The sequence below is a fragment of the Skermanella sp. genome (assembly GCF_059503625.1).
On record NZ_JCACHA010000068.1, the window covers coordinates 1 to 4,119 of the forward strand.

Below are 4,119 nucleotides of genomic sequence, written 5' to 3' on the forward strand. Positions count from 1 at the left end.
GCCCTCGGCATAACCCCGGACGATGCGGGCGGTATTGGCCTCCGTCCCATCCAGCAAAAGCTGGATCGGCGCCATGTCCCACTGCCCCAGCCGTGCCGCGAAATCGGCGCGCAGGACCACGACGCCGTCCATGCGGCCAGCGACCAGATCGCTTTCCGCCGTCGCACGGTGGCGCATCACGTCGACTTCGAAGTAGGAGGAGTTGGCGAAGGACGCGATGAACCGCTCGGCCTCCGGCGTCGGGTTCTCCACCACCAGCGCGATGCGGATATGGTTGGCGTCGAGCGAAACGCCGTAGCCGAACAGCAGAAGCAGCAGCACCGGCAGGACGAAGGCGATCAGCAGACTGCTTGGATCGCGGAGGATCTGGAGCGTTTCCTTGACGACCAGCCCTTTCAGCCGCAGCCGGCGGGCAGCCCCTTCGGTCATCATGCCGCCGCCTTCCGGTCGCGGTCGTGCCGCTCGATCAACCGGATGAAGGCGTCCTCCAGGCTGGGGTCGGGGAGATCGGATGTGCGCGCCTGCTCCTTGAGATCGTCGGGGGACGCGGTGGCGATCATCACGCCACCATAGACGATGCCGACACGGTCGCAGTATTCGGCCTCGTCCATGAAATGGGTAGTCACCAGAACGGTCACCCCCTGTCCGGCCATCGCGTTGATATGCGACCAGAACTCCCGCCGCGTCAGCGGATCGACACCGGAAGTCGGTTCGTCCAGGAACAGGATCGCCGGGCCGTGCATGATGGCGCAGGCCAGCGCCAGCCGCTGCTTGAAGCCCAGGGGCAACTCGCCGGCATTGGACCCCGCGAAGGGTTCCAGCCCGAAGCCCTCCTTCATCCGTCCGACCGCCTCCCGGCGCTTTCGCCCGCCCAGCCCATAGGCTCCGGCGAAGAACTCAAGGTTCTGCTGCACGCTGAGGTCGGGGTAGAGCGAGAACTTCTGCGACATATACCCCAGCCGGGCGCGGGCCAGAGCGGGTGCTTCGGCAAGCGAAAGCCCCGTCAGCCGCGCCGTGCCCGAGGTGATCGGCAGAAGGCCGCACAGCATCTTGAAGGTGGTCGATTTGCCGGCGCCGTTGGGACCGAGCAGCCCGAAGATCTCCGCCCGGCGGACGGCGAAGCTGATCCGGTCCACGGCGGTAAAGCTGCCGAAGCGGCGCGTCAGGTCGCGCGCGTCGACCACGGCATCCGGATCGCCGGGAGGCGGTCCGGAGGTCTGGCCCTGCGGCAAGGCTCCCGTATTGGAGGTCAGTCCCTGCCCGCGCAGCAGGCTGACGAAGGCATCTTCGAACCGGGGCCGCACCGGCTCGACGGCGGCATCCACGCCGGCTTCAAGCTCTTCCGCCGTCGGAGCGGCGGCGCCTTCGGCCATCACCAGCCGGATGTTGCGCCCCTGGATCAGGGCGTCGATCACGCCGGTACGCTGCCGCGCGCGGTCCAGGACCAGCCGCTTGCCAGCGGCGTCCAGTCCCCGGACGACGAAGGCGCGGCCGGAAATGCGGGCCGTCATTTCCCTCGGGTCGCCGGCTTCCAGCAAGCGTCCTTCGTTGAGCAGCAGGACCGAGCCGCAACGTTCGGCCTCGTCCAGATAGGCGGTGCTCCAGAGCACGCCGATGCCTTGGTCGACCAGCTCGTGGACCATGCGCCACAACTCGCGCCGCGACAGCGGATCGACGCCGACGCTCGGTTCGTCCAGCAGCAGCAGGCGCGGCGGCCGGATCAGCGTGCAGGCCAGCCCGAGCTTCTGCTTCATTCCGCCGGACAGGGCGCCGGCCAGCCGTTTGCTGAAGGGGGCGAGGCCGGTAAAGCTCAGCAGCCGCTCGAACGCCTGGGCACGCTCAGGCCCGGTGACGGCGCGCAGGTCGGCATTCAGGTTCAGGTTCTCGGTGACGGTCAGGTCTTCGTACAGGCCGAAACGCTGGGGCATATAGCCGACGACGCCGTGGATCGCCTCGGCTTGTCCGACGCTATCGAAGCCGCAGACGGTGATGCGCCCGGACTGCGGACGGAGCAGGCCGGCGATCAGCCGGATCAGCGTCGTCTTGCCGGCACCGTCGGGGCCGACCAGTCCGGTCACGCTCCCCGGCGCGATTTGCGCGGATATGCCCTGGAGGGCGATGCGTTTGCCGAAACGACATGAAATGTCATCGATCGTCACCAGCGGCCCGGCCATGGGGTCAGCCCGCCTTGCCGGGTTCGTCCAGCGAGATCGTCACCGGCATGCCCTGGCGCAGGCCGTCGTCGGCTTCCTGGACGATCAGGCGAACTCGGTAGACGAGGCTGGAGCGCAGTTCCGGCGTCTCGACCGCCCGTGGCGTGAACTCCGCCGTGGGCGAGACGAAGCCGACCTGCGCCGTATAGGTCCGCCCGCCGGGCGTATCGGTCGATACCGTCACCGGCATGCCGGGCTTGACCTTGCCCAGCGCCGTTTCCGGCACATAGGTCCTGATCCAGACCGGATCGGTCACCGCCAGCGCATAGACGGTGGAATTGGGCAGTACGACGGCGCCCGGCTCCAGCACACGGGTCAGGATCGTTCCCGGCGACGGCGCCACGAGAACGGTATCGGCGACGCGCCGCTCGATCAGCGACAGCGTCGATTCGTCGGCGGCGAGTTGCGCGCGGGCGGCAAGGATGTCATCCTGCCTCGGTCCCGCCACGGCCAGCGCCAATTGCTGCCTGACCACTTCGCGCCGCGCCTGGGCGCGGTCGAAGTTGGTTTCCGCGTCTTCCAGGTTCTGCTGGGAAACCACGTCACGGCGAGCCAGTTCGTACTGACGCTGGCGGACCGACCGCGCATAGGAGAAGGCTGCTTCGGCTTCCGCGACGTTGGCGCGGGCCAGCGCGATTTCCTCCGGCCTGCTACCCGTCACCAGCTTGGCGACCTGGGCGCGCTGCGCCTCCACCTTGGCACGCGCGATGGCGAGAGCATCGAGGTAATAGCTGTTCTCGACCGTCGCGAGCTTCTGGCCGGTTTCGACCCTGTCACCCTCGTGGACCAGCATCGACTCGATGCGGCCTTCGACGTTGAACGCCAGATTGACTTGCCGGATATCGACGTTGCCGGTCAGGACGAGAGCGCCGGGACCGGCGGACGGGTGCTTGATGAATAACCACGCTGCAATACCGGCGACCGCAAGGACCGCAACCATTGCGGCCAGCCGCAAACGCCCTGTCATGCTTGTGTTCCCCGACCGGAAACGAGAGAGTGCTACATCGATTCCTGTACCACGGTTTGCGCGCTAAAGAATTGATTTGCCTCAGGTCCTGTCGCCTCAATGGGGCGGGTCGGTCTTCAGGAGATGCTCGACCAGGGCCGGCAAGCTGTCGCCGATCTGGCGGGCGACCTGTTCGGCTTCTTCCGGCTCGGTCGCTTCCACCACCAGTTTGGCGAGAGCTATCGTCATCGCCTGGAGCAGGAGTTTGGTGTCGAGACCGGCGTTGTTGGTCTGGGTCGCCAGGGCCAGGAAGGAGTTCGTCGCCCGAGCCAGCGGGACCGCTTCACGCGCCTGACGAAATGAGGACAGATCGATCGTTTCCGCCATTCTTCCTCCACGTGACAAAGCACATGCAACAAGGGTGGGGGCAAACCGATGCGTTTGCAAGGTATTGCAGGTGCTATGACCGGAGGCGAATGGAACAGCGATGCCGGGAGGGAGGTGGTGGGCGTGACCGGACTTGAACCGATAACCAGACCGTTATGAGCGGCCAGCTCTAACCAGTTGAGCTACACGCCCTAACCCGTGACAGGACCGGGAATGTGCCGCCGAAATCGGTCCAAAGCAACCCCGATATTTGCTCAAAAGCGGCTGCCCGGCCGGGTATCTACAGGAATATGCGGCCTGCGAGGGATGACACCCCCCAACAGGCCGCAAATGTCATCATTTGTCAGGTATCGAGGAAGCTGCGCAGCTTCCGCGACCGACTCGGGTGCTTCAGCTTGCGCAGCGCCTTCGCCTCGATCTGGCGGATACGCTCGCGGGTGACCGAGAACTGCTGGCCGACTTCCTCGAGGGTGTGGTCGGTGTTCATGCCGATGCCGAAGCGCATGCGGAGCACGCGTTCCTCACGCGGCGTCAGGCTGGCCAGCACGCGGGTCGTGGTCTCGCGCAGGTTGG

At 66.2% G+C, this 4,119-nt stretch carries 4 protein-coding genes, 1 tRNA gene and 1 pseudogene; all 6 read right to left on the reverse strand.

All coding sequences use genetic code 11. The features are described 5' to 3' along the window. Window positions 1-432: pseudogene (locus AC5JJ6_RS01860) on the reverse strand (ABC transporter permease); the annotation flags it as partial. Continuing rightward, window positions 429-2,174, reverse strand: a complete 1,746-nt coding sequence (locus AC5JJ6_RS01865; protein ID WP_496040411.1) for an ATP-binding cassette domain-containing protein — start codon at window positions 2,172-2,174, stop codon at window positions 429-431. The gene AC5JJ6_RS01865 and the pseudogene AC5JJ6_RS01860, both read right to left, overlap by 4 nt. A 4-nt stretch (window positions 2,175-2,178) precedes the next feature. Then, window positions 2,179-3,180 (reverse strand): HlyD family secretion protein, encoded by a 1,002-nt coding sequence (locus tag AC5JJ6_RS01870; protein WP_496040412.1) that lies wholly within the window; start codon window positions 3,178-3,180, stop codon window positions 2,179-2,181. A 96-nt stretch (window positions 3,181-3,276) separates the two neighbouring features. After that, window positions 3,277-3,546 (reverse strand): hypothetical protein, encoded by a 270-nt coding sequence (locus AC5JJ6_RS01875; protein ID WP_496040413.1) that lies wholly within the window; start codon window positions 3,544-3,546, stop codon window positions 3,277-3,279. Window positions 3,547-3,661: 115 nt separating this feature from the next. Then, a tRNA-Ile gene (locus tag AC5JJ6_RS01880) sits at window positions 3,662-3,738 on the reverse strand. Window positions 3,739-3,889: 151 nt separating this feature from the next. Continuing rightward, the coding region (locus AC5JJ6_RS01885; protein ID WP_496040414.1) for a sigma-70 family RNA polymerase sigma factor at window positions 3,890-4,119 on the reverse strand (230 nt) is incomplete at its 5' end.

Coding starts and splice junctions, on each gene's coding strand:
- AC5JJ6_RS01865 (WP_496040411.1), bottom strand. CDS start 2,174: ATGGCCGGGCCGCTGGTGACGATCGATGACATTTCATGTCGTTTCGGC.
- AC5JJ6_RS01870 (WP_496040412.1), bottom strand. CDS start 3,180: ATGACAGGGCGTTTGCGGCTGGCCGCAATGGTTGCGGTCCTTGCGGTC.
- AC5JJ6_RS01875 (WP_496040413.1), bottom strand. CDS start 3,546: ATGGCGGAAACGATCGATCTGTCCTCATTTCGTCAGGCGCGTGAAGCG.